Origin of the sequence: Parabacteroides caecihominis (genome assembly GCF_023656785.1) — a bacterium.
Classification (GTDB): Bacteria; Bacteroidota; Bacteroidia; order Bacteroidales; family Tannerellaceae; genus Parabacteroides; species Parabacteroides segnis.
This window is the reverse complement of the sequence record NZ_JAMOKS010000020.1, coordinates 40,140-58,473: the sequence shown is the minus strand read 5'-3', so window position 1 is coordinate 58,473 and position 18,334 is coordinate 40,140. Positions and strand designations below refer to the sequence as shown.

The following is an 18,334-nucleotide window of genomic DNA, read 5'->3' as shown; positions in this document are numbered from 1 at the left end:
TATGTTTAAAGGAACAGAAATGAGAAAAATAGGATTGATTTTGATATATGTGTTTGTTCAAGTCTCTGTGTTTTGTCAAAAGAGAACAGATTCTCCGCCTATGGGGTGGAATAGTTTTGATTCCTATGGTGTTTATTGTTATGAAGAAGCAGCTTTTGCTAATCTGGAGGCGATGAATATAAAGCTTAAACCTTATGGTTATATTTATTTTGTGATAGATAACGGCTGGTTTGGAGAGTATTTGTTGGAGAAAAATACCCGTTTCTCTGTAGAAAGGCATGCCTCGGATATTCATATAAATGAATATGGTTTGTTTGAACCTTCCAAAACTTATTTTCCGAATGGATTTAAAGATCTGATAAACAGTTGTCATGCAAAAGGGTTAAAGTTTGGACTGCATCTGATGCGTGGGATTCCCCGTAAGGCTGTACATCTGAATACTCCGATAAAAGGCACGAAATATAAAGCTGCTGATATCGCTGACACAATAAATGTGTGTACTTGGTGTACTTACAATTATGGAGTCGATATGTCCAAGCCCGGAGCACAGGAGTATTATAACAGTCTTATCAATCAAATGGCGGATTGGGGTGTCGATTTTATTAAATATGATGATATTGTTCCTTACCCAGAGGAAGTCAACGCTATTGTAAAAGCTATCAGTCAGTGTAACAGACCCATCATATTAAGTCTTTCTCCCGGAGACAAGGTGGACAATAGAGACTTACCGGTTTTAAGTAGAGCTGATATGTTGCGGGTAACAGCTGATATCTGGGATACACAACACAGTATAGATTTGACATTTGATGCTTGGAAACGTTGGCAAAGAACAAATATTCCTGGTTTTTGGCCGGATATGGATATGATTCCTTTCGGAGAGTTACAACTTATGTCACCCTCGGGGCGTAAGGCGAAAGACCAAAAGGATATTGCATTAGCAGGCCGGGGTACCAACCGTTGGAGTGAATTAAACGATGCGCAGAAATATACATTTATAACTCAACGTGCTATGGCTGCATCTCCTTTATTTTATGGTGGAAGTCTCGTTTCAATAGATGATTTTTCTCTACGTCTTTTAACAAATCAAGAGATGTTAGCTTGTAATCAGAATGGAGTGATGGGGCATTTACTCTTAGAAAAAGAGGGTCTTGAAATCTGGACTGTAAAAGAAAAGGATCGAAATGCCGGATGGATCGGAGTATTTAACAGGAATGCTTGGTTGAAAGATTATATATTGAATGAAAAAGAGTTTGGTTTGGATAAGGATGCTACTTATCTCTTTTTTAATATCTGGGAAAATAAGACTCCTGTTGATTTGGGAGAAACAATTCATATATCAGCCAATGGTGTATTATTTATTCGCTATGAGAAAAGCAGATAGTTCTTAATCTTTACTCGTTTAGCCTGAAAGCTATATTTTCTCTTTTTTTCTCTAGTTCCTAAATTGGAACATTTTTGAAGAATCCGTTCCGTATTTAAAAGTTCTTACCATAAGCATTATACTTACTGATAATGAGATCGTAACTTACTTTGTAATCGTAAATCTTTTATGAATTACAGCATTGTGTAAAGTAGTTTTCACTAAACATTATTATTATGGAAAACAAGAAAATGTGTGTTTGGAAACGAGGGGGATACTTTTTTATTGCGACTTTATTAGGAGCGGGTCCTTTCTCAAGTCATGTTTATGCCGGAACTGATCATGATCAGTTCAACTCGGTCACTACCGAGTTGAACTATGGTCTAAATCAGAAAAAAGAAAAAAAGATATCCGGAACGGTTGTCGATGAAACAGGTCTTCCTGTTATTGGTGCCAATGTAGTGCAAAAAGGTACTACGAATGGGGTGATAACGGATATAGACGGTCACTTCTCTTTGACTGTTCCGGAAGATGCCATTCTGGAAATATCTTATATCGGTTATCTGGCGCAGTCAATACCGATAGGAAATAACTCTTCTTTTCAAGTTACGCTCCGGGAAGATTCTCAAAAGTTGGATGAGGTTGTAGTTGTTGGTTTCGGTACTCAAAAGAAAGTAAACTTGACAGGAGCGGTTTCTACTGTTTCCTCTGATGTCTTTGAAGGACGTTCTGTTTCGAATGCGTCGCAAGCATTGCAGGGAGCAATGCCAGGATTGAATATTCAGCAGACTCAGGGATATCTGGATTCTTCTCCTTCTATTAATATTCGTGGTGTCGGTACGATTGGTGAAGGCTCTTCGGGTAGTCCGTTGATATTGATCGATGGAATGGAAGGGGATATGAACCGTTTGAATCCTCAGGATATTGAAACAGTTTCCGTATTGAAAGATGCTGCGGCATCCTCTATTTATGGGTCTCGTGCTCCTTTTGGTGTTATCCTGATAACAACGAAAAAAGGTAAAGCCGGCAAGATGTCTGTTAATTATAATAACTCTTTCCGTTGGAGTAAAGCCACAAATATGCCACAGACAGTTGACTCTTATACCTTTGCTAATTATTTTAATGAGGCTGCAACTAATGCCGGAAAAGCGGGACATTTTTCTCCGGAACGTATGCAAAAGATCAGGGATTTTATAGATGGTAAGTTGACAGGAGGAATTGATCCTGACCCAAACAACCCGTCCCGATGGGCTGACCTGTATGATAAAGGCTATGGAAATACGGACTGGATCAATTTGATTTTTGATGATACTGTATTTTCTCATGAACATAATTTAAGTATATCCGGTGGTAGTGAGAAAGTTCAGATGTATGCATCTGTAAACTATCTGGGACAAGATGGTTATATGCGTTTGAATCCGGAAAACAATCAGCGTGTAGCTACTAATCTGAAAGTAACATCCAAGTTAAATGATTATATCAGTATTAATTATAATATGAGGTTTAATCAGATTGATTATGAAAAACCGACTTATTTGACCGATGGTTTATTTTCAAACCTGTCCCGGCAAAGCTGGCCTACTTTGATCGCGTATGATCCGAATGGAAATTTATATGAATATGCAACCCATGCTTTACGGTTGCGTGATGGCGGACGGACAACAAAGAAAACATATGAGACGACTCAGCAGGTGAATATTGTTGTAGAACCGATCAAAGGTTGGAAAATTATCGGTGATGTGAATTATCAGTTATATAATGAGCGGGTACATGCTGATACCCAGAAAGTTTATAATTATGATGTAAACGGCGAACCTTACCAAGCTACGCTGGGTGGTGCCAATTCAAGTGTTTCGGAGAGTTATAAGGGAACCAAATATTTGAATATAAATGCCTATACCGAATATCTGAAGGAACTGCGTGGGCATAACTTCAAAGTAATGGTCGGTATGCAGTCCGAACAACTCTGGCAGGATGTGACAAATGCTGGTCGTTTAGGAATTATTGTTCCCGGAACGAATGTCATAGACGCAACTTCGGGGAATGATTCAGACGGAAAGTCAGTTCCTCCCACGGTTAGCGGAGCCTATGATAAATGGTCGACTGCCGGTTTCTTCGGTCGTTTGAATTATGATTACAAAGGCCGTTATCTGTTTGAAGCGAATTTGCGTTATGATGGAACGTCACGTTATCGTTCGGATCAGCGTTGGCGCTGGTTCCCTTCTGTTTCTTTGGGCTGGAATATGGCTAATGAAGAGTTCTTTAGCTCCTTGGCGGAATACATATCAACCTTTAAATGGAGAGGATCTTACGGATTATTAGGGAATCAAAATACAAAAGTTTGGTATCCGACTTATCTGACAATGCCTATCGGTTCATCTAACAGTGCATGGCTAATCAATGGTAATCAGCAAAATACATCTTCTGCCCCCGGTTTGATTAGTACAACGATGGGGTGGGAGACTGTAAAAACAACTAATATAGGTTTTGATGTAAATGCTTTGAATAACAGGTTAGGATTAAGTCTTGAATGGTTTACGAGAAAAACCGAGGACATGATAGGCCCGGCTCCAGAAATGCCTGTGATCTTGGGTACGGCAGTACCTAAAACGAATAATACAAGTTTACGTACAAATGGTTGGGAATTAAATGTATCATGGCGTGACCGTTTGAAAAATGGATTAGGTTATAGAGTCGCTTTTAATCTGTCGGATGCACGAACTGAAATTCTGGAATATCCTAACCATACAGGAACTGTTACAGGTTATTATTCCGGTAAGGATATGGGAGAGATTTGGGGTTTTGAGACTATGGGTATAGCAAAAACACAGGAAGAAATGGATGCTCACCTGGCGACTTTACCTAATGGCGGACAGAATACAATGGGAAACAACTGGGCTGCCGGTGATATTATGTATCGTGATTTGAATGGTGACGGAAAGATCGACTGGGGGAATTCTACTTATGAAGATCTGGGCGATATGAAAGTTATAGGTAACGAAACGCCCCGATATATGTTTGGTTTGAATCTGGGTATGGATTATAAAGGTTTTGATGCAAGTGTATTCTTTCAGGGAATTATGAAAAGGGATTATTTTACCGGGAGTTCAGACTTTTGGGGAGCCAGTTCCTTATGGTCATCCACTTTCTATGAACAACACATGGATTATTTCAGAGCAAATGAAGATCATCCTTTAGGACAAAATTTAAGTGGATATTATCCAAGGCCGGTGTTTGATTCGGGCAAGAATAAACATGCACAAACACGTTATCTGATGAATGCTGCTTATATCCGCCTGAAAAATGTCAGCATAGGATATACGCTTCCGACAACATTGGTTAACAAATGGAAATTACAGAATCTTCGTGTTTATGTGACCGGTGAGAATTTATGGACAGGAACCAGCTTGACAAGTTTGTTTGATCCGGAAACATTAACAACAGATCCTGCTGGTATGATCAAATATCCACTGTCGGCAGTTTATTCATTTGGATTGAGTATCACTTATTAATCATGGAGGAATTGACAATTATGAAATATCAAGGAATAAAATATATAATCAGTGCTTTTTTCTTAGGCTGGGTGTTAACAGCATGCAATGATAATCTGGAAATCACGCCTCCTTCATCTATTATACCAGAAGATTATCTGACTGAAGAATCCCAGTTAGATTCTTATGTAATTAATCGGTATACGGCCTTACCGAATGCCGGAGGAGGGGTAGGACTGGATAATAATACGGATAATGAAGCCGGTATGAATTACTCTTCCAGCTATACGGATGGCGACTGGAAAGTAGGAGAGACTGCAGGCGAATGGAACTTTGAAGATATTTATCAACTGAATTATTTTCTTGAAAGGGTATTGGTTTTGCATCAGAACGGAGAAATATCCGGTGTAAAAGAGAATATAGAACATTATATCGGGGAGGCTTATTTCCTTAGGGCGGTCGCTTATTATAACAAATTGGTTTCACTGGGTGATTTTCCTATTGTGCGCCATACCTTTGCCGATGATATGCAACAGTTGATAGAAGCATCTAAACGTATGCCTCGAAACGAAGTGGCCCGTTTTATTATATCCGACCTCGATTCTGCTGCGGTATTAATGAAAGCGACGGCCCCCGACGGAAAGAAAAACCGGCTGTATAAAGATATCGCCTACCTGATGAAGTCGAGAGTTGCCTTGTTTGAAGGTACATGGTTGAAATATTTCAAAGGAACGGCATTTGTACCGAACGGAGAAGGATGGCCAGGTGCAACCAGAGAATATAATAGAGGCTATCAATATCCATCGGGCAGTATTGATAACGAAATCAAATGGTTTTTAGAACAGGCTGTGGATGCTTCGGATAAGGTCGCATCTAAATATCAGTTGACAGCGAATACCGGAGTGTTGATGCAAGGTCCGAACGATGCTAATCCATACGTCGAAATGTTTAGTGCATTGGATATGTCCGGTTATGAAGAGATTTTGCTTTGGAGAGATTTTGATAAGGGAAAGAATATCGTAAACAATCGTGCAGTAGATGCCGGAACAACCTGTACGGCAATTGGATTAACCAGAGGTTTGGTTCAAAGCTATCTAATGAATGACGGTTTACCATATTACACATCTTCCTTATATAAAGGTGACAATCTGTCTCAGGATATCGTGGAAAACAGAGATGATCGTATCCGCTTATTCCTGAAACAACCGGGAATGATTAATATATGGTTGAATGTCGGTCAGGGTACGCATGGTGTTCCGGTCGAACCGGAATTGCCGGATATTGTTAATGGAGTGTATACTCTGCGAAATAATACCGGTTATGTATCCCGCAAATATTGGTATTGGGATCATCTTTATTGTAATAATTGGCAAGGTGAGACTGGTGTGCCTATTTTCCGTGCAGCAGAAGCCTATTTGAATTATATTGAGGCCTATTATGAATGTTATGGTCATTTGGATAGTAAAGCCGATCAATACTGGAAAGCATTACGCCGTCGTGCTCATGTGGATGAAGATTATACTAAAACAATACAGGCGACCGATATGCAGAAAGAAGCCGAGTTCGATTGGGCTGCTTATTCTGCCGGTAATATTTTGAGTGATGCTACATTATTTAATATACGTAGAGAAAGACGTAATGAGTTTTTGAGTGAAGGTTTCCGTAGCCCTGATTTGAAACGTTGGCGTTCGATGGATCAGTTAATGACGAAAAAGTATCATATCGAAGGTTTTAAATTGTGGAATACGGATCTTCCGGAAAAGTATGCTGCCGCTGGTTATAATCTGATTTATGATCAGGATCCAAGTTCTAATGTTTCATCTCCTTCGGCCAGTGATTATTTACGTCCATATGAAATTCTGAAAACGAATCGTGCTTATGAAGGATATGGATGGCATATGGCTCACTATCTGAATCCGATTGCCATGCAGCATTTTATGATCACTTCAACGGACGACCGGGATGCCTATTCCGATTCTCCGATCTATCAGAATCCATATTGGCCGGTAAAAGCTAATTATCCTGCAGAGAAGTAATATATCGAATATTACATAAAAGAAAAGAGGTTGTTTCAGCATGAACAACCTCTTTTCTTTTATGTAAGTACTTATAATATTGTATTTACAAATTGTTATATTGGAAAATCTAGCCAATTGCATAATAAAGCAATGTGATTTTTATGCTTTAACCGGGAAAGAAACAACTAGAGTCTTCGTAGAACTAGAGTCTTTTATATAGTAATCATGACAATTCTTAAGAGATATTATCTGTCGGCTTGACCTAAAACCTTGTAACTGTGCTGCCGGCTATTAGCACTGCTTCAATGATGTGTAATCAGATGAATATCAGCCTTGAATTTGATCTTTCAAAATTCCTTATTATTTGATTAAAATTCGTTCTGTTTTCCTAAAAGGATATGGAGAATACGGATTGTAAATCATAAAAAAAGTATACAAAACGGAATCGTTCACGGCAGTACATAATAATAAGCATGTTCTTTATATTTACTCGAATCCATATAATACAACAGTTCCAGAATAAATAAATGTTTTCTTGCATAGCCATAGTTCTACGAAGACTATGGTCAATTTGTATTAGTATAATTTATAAAAACGACATTATAAACCTGAAAGATAATTTCTTTCGCAATTCGAACTATTATGCAAAGCAAAACGAAAGTATGGATCGCTTACTATTATGTGACGAAAGATCCTGAAGATAAAATCCCGGTGCTTGAAACTGTAGGAAGTCAAACCTTTACTCCCGGTGCCTGCAATGTGCCACTACCGGCACTTGTGATATGCCAGTACTAACTCATCAGAGGAGGAATGTGATTCGAGTAAATTTAGAAAATCAAATACATTTTTATTTATTGTAAAATTATACATTATGAAAACAAAAGCACTGTTAGGTCTTTTTGTTCCTCTATCATTAGTTTGTACATCCCCCTTGTTGGCGGATGAGACATTAAACGATGAAAGGGAGGACATTCAGACTACCTTTCACTATGGTGTAAAGGGTGAAACGGAACCAATTGTAGACCATGTTTCACAGAACTTAAAGTTTAAAGGAAAGATTTCGGATACCGGGGGCGATCCTCTCCCCGGTGCTACAGTTCAGATTAAGGGCGGTACAAAGGGGGTTATTGCCGATGTAGATGGAAATTTTGAATTTGATGGTCTTAAGGTGAACGACATACTGGTCGTTTCCTTTATCGGTATGCAACCCCAGGAGATCACGTACAAAGGGGAGAAGTTCCTGAACATAGTATTGGAACCGAAAGCTGATGAACTGGAAGAGGTAACGGTTGTAGCGTTTGCTAAACAGAAAAAAGAAAGCGTGGTTTCTGCCATCACAACGGTAAAGCCGGCAGAGCTGAAAATACCAAGTAGCAATCTGACTACAGCATTTGCCGGTCGTGTGGCAGGTTTGATATCCTATCAGACAAGTGGTGAACCGGGAAAGGATAATGCGAACTTTTTCATTCGGGGGATCACGACATTCGGGGCTGAAGCTAAAAAGGACCCGTTGATCTTGATCGATGGTATTGAGTTGAGTACCGAAGATTTGTCTCGTTTAAACACGGATGATATAGCCAGCTTTACAATAATGAAGGATGCAACGGCTACGGCTTTGTATGGTGCGCGTGGTGCGAACGGTGTGATTTCCGTAACAACAAAAGAAGGTCGTGAAGGTAAAGTTTCTGTGAATGTCCGTGTGGAAAATTCCTTTTCGACTCCTACCGAGAAGTTGAAGTTGGCTGATCCCGTTACCTATATGCGTATGCAGAACGAGGCTATCAAAACTCGTGACCCGATGGGGCTTGCGTTGTATACCCAGGAAAAGATCGTTATGACGGAGCGTGGTCTTTATCCGGATTTTTTCCCGGCTACAGATTGGTATGGCACTATGTTTCGGGATTTGACAATGAACCAGCGTGCCAATATCAGTGTGAGTGGAGGTGGTGCGATAGCCCGCTATTATGTTGCTGCAAATATGACGCGAGACAATGGTAATATGAAAGTCGATAAACGTAATAACTTCAATTCGAATATCAATTTGATGAAATATACGATTCGTTCGAATGTGAATGTGAATCTGACAAAGACAACAGAACTGGTTTTGCGTATGAGTGCTGCTTTTGACGATTATTCGGGGCCGATCGGTGGAGGCAGTGCAATGTATAATTATGTGATGCAGGCAAATCCTGTCTTGTTTAAGGCTTATTATAAACCGGATGAGCAATATGCTTATGCGAACCATATCTTATTCGGTAATTATGGGAATGCCAATTATATCAATCCTTATGCCCAGTCATTAAGAGGTTATAACGAATACAGTAAGAATACCATGCTGACACAATTCGTTTTAAATCAGGATTTGAGTATGATAACAGAAGGTTTGACAGCCAGTGTGCTAGTCAATATGGATCGCTATTCGGAATATACTGTGAATCGTGCATATAAACCGTTCTATTATAATATCAGTTCTTTCAACATACAGGATCAATCTTATAAATTAAGCCGTTTGAATCCAACCGAAGGGACAGAATGGATCGACTATCAACCGGGACAACGTAAAATCAACAGTAGTATCTATTTTGAGGGAAAAGCTGAATATACTCGTTTATTTGAAGATAAACATAGTGTAAATGCCTTGTTGGTTTATACAATGCGTGACCAGAAATCCGGTATCGCTGATAACCTCCAGTTGTCGTTACCCTATCGGAATATCGGTTTGGCCGGTCGTTTGGCCTATAATTACGACTCTCGCTATTTTGGTGAATTTACTTTTGGATATAATGGTTCCGAACGATTTTCAAAAAATAATCGCTGGGGATTCTTTCCATCGGGAGCATTAGGTTGGATGGTTTCCAATGAAGGATTTTTCGAGCCGTTGAAAGATGTATTTTCCCAGTTTAAATTTAAAGGATCTTATGGTATGGCTGGTCAGGATCAGATCGGTAGTGGAAATGACCGCTTCTATTATCTGTCGGATGTAAATATGAGTGCCGGTTCTTCTGTTGCCTGGGGTACTTTGATGGATTATAATCCAGGAGGTGTTAAGTTTAATCGGTATGCTAATGACCAGATCGGTTGGGAAACCTCTTATAAAATGAATGTTGGTTTTGAGGCAACGACTACCTTTGGTTTATCAGCCAATGTGGAATATTTTACCGAACGTAGAAAAAACATTCTTTTGGATCGTGTTATTCCTGGGACGATGGGAATCCTTCCGGCTGTAAAGGCCAATTTGGGAAAGGCGAAAGGCCATGGTGTCGATATGGAACTGAATTATGAGAAGAGCTTCAACAAAGACTGGTGGTTGACAGGACGTGGGACATTTACATATGCGACCAGTGAAGCGGTAGAGTGGGAAGAACCGGATTACAGCGCTACTCCTTGGCTATCGAAAGTCGGTAAATCATTAGGACAGACCTGGGGGTATATTGCCGAACGTTTGTTCGTGGATGACGAAGAGATTAAAAACTCACCGACACAGTTTGGTGAATATAAGGCCGGTGATATTAAATATCGTGATGTGAATGGAGATGGAAAGATATCCGAGCTGGATAAAGTTCCTATCGGTTATCCGACAACTCCTGAGATCAACTATGGCTTCGGGCTTTCAGTCGGTTACAAAGGATTTGATGCCTCTTTCTTTTTCCAGGGTTCTGGCCGCCAGTCTTTTTGGTTGGATCAAAAAAGGATTACTCCTTTTATGGATGGAAATGCCGGAGAGAGTGATGATGACGGCCTTACCGGACAGAATCAGGTCTTACAGGTTATCGCAGGTAACTATTGGTCGGAAAATAACCGTAATCCGTATGCTTTCTGGCCTAGATTATCAAATCAAACTGTTGCTAATAATAATCAGACAAGTACTTGGTTTATGCAGGATGCAACTTTTCTTCGTCTGAAGTCGGTTGAGCTTGGTTATACGTTTCCGAGAGATCTGATCAAGAAGATCAAAGTACAGAACTTCCGCGTTTATGTTAGTGGAACGAATCTCTTGTGCTGGAGTAAATTCAAACTATGGGATCCGGAAATGGCTGGTAATGGCTTTGGGTACCCGATTCAGCGTGTTTTCAACGTTGGTATTAATTTGGGATTCTAAAATAATTAAATCAAAAGAAGATGAAATCAATATATAAATATATTTTATGCACATGTGTGGCTGTTGTTACGACTTCCTGTGATTTCTTGGATGTTGTTCCGGACAATATTGCAACAGAAGAGCATGCTTTTGCGGATCGTTATACGGTAGAAAAGTATTTGGCAACCTGTTATTCGAAATTTCCGGCTTCTGCCGACAGAAATGCAAACCCTGCTATATTCGGTGCTTTGGAAATGATTATGAATACGGAATATAATACAGAAAAGGGAATGCAGTATGGATTAGGTTATGATAGTTCGACTAGCGCTCTTATCAATTATTGGAGTAGCGGGTTGTATGCCGGTATTCGTGAGTGTAATACCTTTATGAAAGGAATTGTTAATGTAGAGGACTTGGATGAATATGAAAAACAACGTATGATCGCAGAGGTAAAGCTGATAAAAGCTTATTTGCATTTTTATTTGTTGTCTTATTATGGTCCAATTTGCCCGTTGCGTGAAAGTCCGCCAGTAAATGAATCAACGCAGGGAGTCCGTGTTTATCGTGAAAAAGTGGATGACTGTTTTCAGTATATCATGGATTTGCTTAATGAGGTGGTAGACAGTGAAAGTTTGCCATTGATCTTAACTAATCCGGCAACGGAATTAGGTCGTTTTACTCGACCAGCAGCTTATATGCTAAAAGCAAAAGTGCTGTTATATTGGGCGAGTCCGTTATTTAACGGAAACACAGACTATAATAGTTTCCTGGATCACAATGGTGAACCGTTCTTTAACCAGGTGTATGATCCTGCACGTTGGACGGCTGCCGCGGATGCTTGCAAAAAAGCTGTAGAGGTATGTGAATCGGCAGGTGTACGTTTATATCAAACATCAGATTATATCGCAACGAAACCATTGTCCGACCAAACATTGTTGGTCCAGACATTAAGAGGGGCAATCAGTCACAGATGGAATCCCGAACTTATCTGGAGTAACACGGCATCAGTTGCTGGCGGTGGATTACAATCTGAATGTTTTACTTATTTTGAGACATCGGTATCACTTACTAATGTTTTACAAAAGATGAGTGTTCCATTGTCTACAGTTGAACGGTTTTATTCGAAAAATGGAGTGCCTGTTGAAGAAGATAAAACATACGATTATACGAATCGTTATGCCTTGCGTACGGGAGACGAAGAACATCGCTATTATATTCAGAAAGGTGAACAAACTGCGGCTTTGAATTTTGATCGTGAGCCTCGTTTTTACTCTACCTTGGGTTTTGACAGGGGAAAATGGTATGGAAATTCTTATAAGAATCTACCGGACGATGATGCTGAATGTTTATATCCTAAAAATCGTTTCGGAGAATATTCTTCTGCTGGAAATCCGGGGCAGTATAATACAACCGGTTATTGGCCGAAAAAGCTGGTTTCTATTAACTCTTCTTTCCGGGATGCTAATAGTATCACTTGGGAATCTTATCCTTTCCCGGATATGCGTTATGCTGATTTGTTATTAATGTGCGCAGAAGCTCTGAATGAATCGAAAGATGCACCGGATGCAGAAGTATATAAATATATAGATATGGTGCGTGAACGAGCTGGCTTGAAGGGAGTTGTTGAATCTTGGAACAAATATTCGGATCAACCGGACAAACCAGCAACTAAAGAAGGAATGCGCGCTATAATCCAACGTGAACGTAAAATAGAGTTAGCGTGTGAAGGTGTTTATTATTGGGATAGTCATCGTTGGAAAACCGCTCAGACAGAACAGAATCGTACTATCGAAGGATGGAATATAAATGCATCAGATGTTGAAGGTTATTATACACCGACAGTCGTTTATGAACAATCTTTTGAATATAAAAACTATTTCGCTCCCATACCTGAATCGGAATTGGTAAAGAATCCGCAATTGATTCAGAATCCGGGATGGTAATTATTAATCTGTATTATTTATGATAAAGATATGAATACTAGATATTTTAAATTAATATTGTTACTTCCGTTTTTATTTTCTTGTTCAGAGAAGGAACAATTACCGATCAGTGAGAGTTTAGGTAAGCCGGAAGTTGTTACAAACGTTGTGATTGAACCTGTTGCCGGTGGAGCTGCCGTTTCATATAAAATCCCTAATTCGGAAGACTTGTTGGCGGTAAAATGTGTATATACGGCAACCAATGGTAAAGAGTATGAGGTGACAGCTTCATACTATGAAAATAAATTATTGATTCAGGGATATAATGATACATCGGAACATACGGCAACCCTTTATGCCGTGAATCGTGCCCAGGAATTATCGGATCCGGTAGAGGTGAAGTTTACTCCGTTGGAGTCATCTTTGACAAAAGCTGTCAAGACAGTAACCATCGAACAAGATTTTGGAGGCGCTCGTTTTACTTGGAGAAATCCGGAAAAAGCACCTCTTAATATTGAGTTTTTAGGACCTGATTCCACGGGACAGATGTCTACCTTGAATATTATGACAAGTGACGTTGATCAAAATGTCTATAATATTCGTGGTTATGCTCCGGTTTTGAATAATTTTTCCATGATATTAAGTGATAATTATGATAATTATTCGGATACGATCACGGCTGAAGTGACTCCTTTGTTTGAAGAAAAATTAAACAAGAAAAATATGCGCGTGATGAATTTGGCGAATGATAAAAGTTTGACGAACTGGGAGGGTAGAGATGCTTATATATTAGATGACGATCATAACACATTCGGGTGTTTTATTACGAACGCTTTACCGGGTGCCCCTGCGACTTTCGATTTGGGAACTGTTGCAAAGTTAAGCCGTTTAGTTATACATCAGCGAATTTATAATTTTGGAGCGAATATTGCTTACGGACATGGTAATCCAAGAACATTTGAAGTTTATGTTTGTGACCATAAACCGGATCAAAGCGGAGATTGGAGTGAATGGACCAAAGTGATGGATTGTGAGATAGTGAAACCCTCCGGCTCTCCTGGCTCCACAGTGACGGATCTGGATATGGATGTAGCTAAAAACGGTCATGAGTTTTCTTTTGATTTATCGCAAGTTCCGGTACGGTATGTCCGTTTGGTTTTTATGTCAGCTTTTGGAGGAGCCACATTCTCGAATATAGCCGATGTTGACTTTTATGGAAGTATCGAGGAATGATGTATATACCAACCATTTAATAAGAATAAATTATGAAAAGAATATATAGCTTAGTGGCATTTGCCGTATCTGTTTTGTTTTTCACTTCTTGTGATGACTTTATGGATGTACATAAAGAGTATATCGAGGGCGGCGAGATCATTTATGCTCCTAAACCTGACTCGGTGAATTTTATTGCCGGTGAAGGTCGGATTTTATTCAACTGTCGTACTTACAATGCTCCGAATGTCCGGTCTGTAGATGTGTATTGGAATGATAGACTCGATTCTTTGATTATCCCGGTTGAATTGAGTACCGGTTATGACAGTATTTCCGTCATATTGGATAATATGGAAGAAAAGTCTTATACCTTTAATATACAAACAACAGATAATTTTGGACATAAGTCTTTGTTTGTAACTAGTTTTGGTACTTCTTATGGTGATACTTACCGGGCTACGTTGAACGATCGCGGTATAAAGAGTTTGTCTCTGTCGGATAAGGAAGGAACTATCGAATGGTATTCTGCACCTCTGCATTTGGTTCGCAACGAAATACGCTACATAAAAAACGATGGTTCACAAACGACCGTAAAAATACCATCTATTGATAATTTGGCCAAATTACCGGACGTAAAGCCAGGTTCAACTTTTGAATACAGATCTTTGTATATTCCGGAAGAAGTAGCGATTGATACATTTGCCACTGCATGGAAAGAATATGAAACTCCTTTCCCGACAGAATATAAACACGACCGTAGTTCATGGGAGGTTTTATCTGTTTCTGATGTTTCTACGTCGGAAGGTGACAGTTCTTCAATTACAATACCCGGATCTATAGATATGAAAGGGCGTTATCTGAAGTTGTTACTTTCGGATAGTAATCGTGAACCCTATACGAGTGTAGCTGAGGTCTATGTTTATGGTAAATAGGGAAACAGAACCCGAAGTACTATAATCGATCAAATAAAGGGCCATTCTTAATAGTAAGTTAAGGATGGCTTTTTTATTATGCCTGTAGTTCCGATTTTGATGCATTTCTTGCAAATTAGTTCCGAATAAAAGTCTTATGTTTATACTATAGTCAGGGCCGAAAAGAATAAATGTCGTTAATTTGCACATGTAAATTGTATTAATATCATTTAAACACAAAATACCTATATGAATGTAAGAAAACTATTTTACTTACTGGTTTCGGTTTTATGCCTGCAATCAGTTTGTGCTGCGGATTTTACTGTTCCGCGTCTTTCCCCTTTACCCATCAAGGTGGAAAAGCAGAAAGTACCTTTAGCAGGGAATTGGCAGTTTACCCCTTCTCCCGAAAAAGAATTCTGGAAGAAAGGAAGTGTTAGTAACTGGAAGAACATAGAGGTTCCCGGCGAATGGGTGATGCAGGGTTTTGAAGTCGAGAAGGGGAAGGCCGCCGGTTATTTCCGTACGTTTACTATTCCTTCTGCTTGGAGTGGGCAACAGATCAAGTTGCGTTGTAACGGCATATACAGTGATAGCCGGATTTATATAAACGGAAAAGAGGCCGGTTCTCATTTAGGTGGTTTTACGGCTTTTGAACTGGATGTGACGGATTTGGTGCAGGTAGGAAAAGAAAACCGTATTGCTGTCTCTGTCATTTCGGAAAGTCTTGCCGATTCGACATCCAGTGCTTCGCAATATGCCGTTCATCCATTGGGTGGTATAACAAGAGATCTTTATCTTTTTGCCTTGCCCGAAGTGAATCTTTCGATGTTCCATGCCAGTACATCTTTCGATACTTCTTATGTCGATGCCGTATTGAAGACTAATATTGAAATAACGAATGAATCGTCTGCCGTAAAATCCGGTTTGTCCCTTCATTTTACGTTGAAAGATGCAAATGGAAAAGAAATACAACTGAAAGAGAATGCTCGTCCGGTTCAAAACATGGCGGTGGGAGCGACGGAAAAGGCTGAAATATCTTTTGATATAGCGAAGCCGGAAAAATGGGATTCCGAGCATCCTTATTTATATACGCTCACCTGTCAGTTGAAAGAGGGAAAAAAGGTGTTGCATGAAACTATGCGCCGTGTCGGTTTCCGCCAGGTGGAAGTTCGCGGAAACCAGATGTTCATTAATAATATGCCGGTAAAACTTCGCGGAGTATGCCATCATGAGGTCATGCCGTTGCGGGGGCGTTCCGTGAATGACGATATGTGGCGGAAAGATGTGGAACTATTCCGCCGTGGAAATGTAAATTATTTCCGAACCTCTCATTATCCACCCGATGAAGCCTTGCTGGAAGCCTGTGATGAATTGGGAATGCTGGTAGAAGTGGAAGCCCCTTTCTGTTGGGCACATAACACGAATGTACCGGAAGATATGCACGATGCTGTATTGGTGAACCAGCATGTCGAGATGGTAAACCTGAACCGCAGCCATCCTTCCGTTATTATGTGGTCGTTGGGAAATGAATCGTTGAAGTATGCCGAATATTTCAAAAAGGCGGGTGAAGTCGTGAAACAGATGGACCCGACACGTCCGCGTATCTTTAGCCAGTGGGGTCCGGATGCCGATAACGGCGAACTTGAAGTTACCAATCATCATTATCCCGGACCGACCGGACCGGATAAATACCGTAACAGCAAGCGTCCGGTTACTTTTGACGAATTTTGCCATCTGAATGCTTATAACCGCCTGGAACTGGCTGCCGATCCGGGACTTCGTAGTATGTGGGGACCTTTGTTGGATAAAATGTGGAATGACATGTATCATAGCCAGGGTGTTTTAGGTGGTGCGATATGGGCAGGTATAGACGATACATTCTTTTTGCCGGGAGAAAAGGCGGTCGGTTACGGAACTTGGGGACCGATAGACGGATGGCGGCGTGAAAAACCGGAATATTGGGGAATGAAGAAAGCCTTTAGTCCGGTTAAGATCATACAGAAAGGAAATATGTCGGCCGACGGTATTGTCCGTTTCCATGTGGAGAACCGTCATAATTTCAGTGATCTGTCGGAATGTTCCATCGAGTGGAAAGCCGGAGGAAAGAGCGGCAGGATAACAACCGATGTTGCTCCCCGTTCGGAGGGAGAGTTCGAGGTTCAGTTACCGGAATCTTTACGGAATACGGAGATGCTTGAATTGACAGTCACCGGCGTTCGTGGTTTTGTGATCGATGAATACTGTTTCCGTATTTTGCCGGAACAGATCAAGCCGCAGGAACAGGGGCAGTCAGGAAAACTGTCTTGTCAGGAAAAAGCCGATGTTATCGAGATTCAGTCAACAGGAGGAGCATTTACTGTGGATAAGCGCAACGGATTGTTGTCTGCCGGTCAGGGAGGAAATACTATATTGTTGCAATCTCCAGCTTTGATGGTACTGCCGTTGAACGGAGATGGTGAAGGTGTCCAGATGATCGGTAAAGACCAGAAGTTCAAGCCATATAACCCAGTCTGCGAAAATTGGGTAGCTCAGTCTGTTACCTGCCTGCCGGGCGATGAGCTTATTAGCATAAAAGTAAAAGGAATTTATAAAGAAGCCGAAGGCATATTTGAGTATCGTTTTCATAAAAATGGAGAAGTCACTTTTGTCTATGACTTCACTATGCTTCAGGATATATCTCCGAGACAGACAGGACTGGTATTTTCCTTGCCTTCTTCTTTCACTCATCTGGATTGGAAACGGAAAGGATATTGGAACGTGTATCCGGAAGATCATATAGGAGCATTGACGGGACAAGCAGAAGCATTCGATTCCTCATTGCCTGTATCCGGACTGGCTGGTCCTTCCAAACAGCCTGTAAAATCCTGGTCGTATGATCAGACGGCAGCCGGTTCAAACATGTTTCGTTCTACGAAGGAGAATATTTACTCAGCCTGTCTGAAAGACAAATCAGGACAATCTATCACCGTGAAATCCGATGGAACGCAGTATGTCCGTGCCTGGATAGAGGGTGATGCGATTCGTTTATTGGTTGCCGATTATAACAATCCGGGAAAGGAAAACTTCCTGATTCCTCATGCCGAGAAAGAATACAGGCCGTTGCGAAAAGGTGATAAAGTACAGGGGAAGGTAACGGTTTCTTTTCATCCGTAAAGACAGATCTAAGATACCAGAAAAAAGGTCCGGTGTTTTGAAATGTTAAGACAGGACTTTTAATTACGAAATAAGGGACTTTTGAATTCAAAGGTCCCTTATTTTTTTCAGAGAATAATACTATAAATAGATGCTTTTACAGGCATAATAAGGAATGATGTAAAAAATAATCAACGAAACAGTGTC

The 18,334-nt window shown here is 40.3% G+C and carries 9 protein-coding genes; all 9 read left to right on the top strand.

The genetic code is table 11. The features are described from left to right. The first annotated feature begins 19 nt into the window (after positions 1-19). The 9 genes from NBH14_RS17285 (at position 20) to NBH14_RS17245 (ending at position 18,148) form a co-directional block, all read left to right on the top strand. Entirely contained in the window at positions 20-1,381 is a 1,362-nt protein-coding gene (locus NBH14_RS17285; protein ID WP_186960380.1) for a glycoside hydrolase family 27 protein, read from the top strand. Positions 1,382-1,596: 215 nt separating this feature from the next. Then, positions 1,597-4,872, top strand: coding sequence for a SusC/RagA family TonB-linked outer membrane protein (locus NBH14_RS17280; RefSeq protein ID WP_250817678.1), 3,276 nt, complete (start codon positions 1,597-1,599; stop codon positions 4,870-4,872). Between the two features lie 20 nt (positions 4,873-4,892). Continuing rightward, entirely contained in the window at positions 4,893-6,887 is a 1,995-nt protein-coding gene (locus NBH14_RS17275) for a RagB/SusD family nutrient uptake outer membrane protein (RefSeq protein WP_186960379.1), read from the top strand. Between the two features lie 624 nt (positions 6,888-7,511). Next, on the top strand, positions 7,512-7,664 hold the full coding sequence (locus NBH14_RS17270) for a hypothetical protein (RefSeq protein ID WP_186960378.1): 153 nt from the start codon (positions 7,512-7,514) through the stop codon (positions 7,662-7,664). Between the two features lie 76 nt (positions 7,665-7,740). Beyond that, the gene (locus tag NBH14_RS17265) at positions 7,741-10,968 is read left to right on the top strand and encodes a SusC/RagA family TonB-linked outer membrane protein (protein WP_186960377.1); all 3,228 of its coding nucleotides are present in this window, start codon (positions 7,741-7,743) and stop codon (positions 10,966-10,968) included. A 20-nt stretch (positions 10,969-10,988) separates the two neighbouring features. Beyond that, positions 10,989-12,890, top strand: coding sequence for a RagB/SusD family nutrient uptake outer membrane protein (locus NBH14_RS17260; protein ID WP_186960376.1), 1,902 nt, complete (start codon positions 10,989-10,991; stop codon positions 12,888-12,890). A gap of 30 nt (positions 12,891-12,920) precedes the next feature. Then, positions 12,921-14,102 (top strand): DUF5000 domain-containing lipoprotein, encoded by a 1,182-nt coding sequence (locus tag NBH14_RS17255; RefSeq protein WP_186960375.1) that lies wholly within the window; start codon positions 12,921-12,923, stop codon positions 14,100-14,102. A gap of 32 nt (positions 14,103-14,134) precedes the next feature. Then, on the top strand, positions 14,135-15,013 hold the full coding sequence (locus NBH14_RS17250; RefSeq protein WP_186960374.1) for a DUF4998 domain-containing protein: 879 nt from the start codon (positions 14,135-14,137) through the stop codon (positions 15,011-15,013). Between the two features lie 228 nt (positions 15,014-15,241). After that, positions 15,242-18,148, top strand: coding sequence for a glycoside hydrolase family 2 TIM barrel-domain containing protein (locus NBH14_RS17245; protein ID WP_186960373.1), 2,907 nt, complete (start codon positions 15,242-15,244; stop codon positions 18,146-18,148). Positions 18,149-18,334: the final 186 nt, after the last annotated feature.